Genomic DNA, 265 nt, shown 5'->3' with positions numbered 1-265 from the left:
CTGATAGCACAGCGAAACCGGCAAGACTTGCGTAGGACTAGTTTGAAGTTGGCGTTTCCACGCGGAAACCACCTCTTTTCCCTACAAAGGCTGTCCGCCTGCAGCGAGTTCCAAGAGATGTTTTTCGGGGGCTGAAAAGTCCTTTTTCCTTAGGGGTGAAACACATTGGCCAAGATTCTCGTGGTTACATCCGGCAAGGGTGGTGTGGGTAAGACCACCACCAGCGCCGCTATCGGTACCGGCCTCGCTCTGCGCGGCCACAAGA

1 protein-coding gene is annotated in these 265 nt (G+C 55.1%); it reads left to right on the top strand.

Features of this window, described 5'->3' with window-relative positions; genetic code table 11:
* Positions 1–165: 165 nt before the first annotated feature.
* Positions 166–265: ArsA-related P-loop ATPase (locus FVA95_RS34240; protein WP_149666985.1), on the top strand; the 100-nt coding region annotated here is incomplete at its 3' end.

This window comes from Pseudonocardia sp. EV170527-09, assembly GCF_008369905.1.
In the GTDB taxonomy this organism is placed as follows: domain Bacteria; phylum Actinomycetota; class Actinomycetes; order Mycobacteriales; family Pseudonocardiaceae; genus Pseudonocardia.
This window is presented reverse-complemented; position numbering and strand designations above follow the sequence as displayed.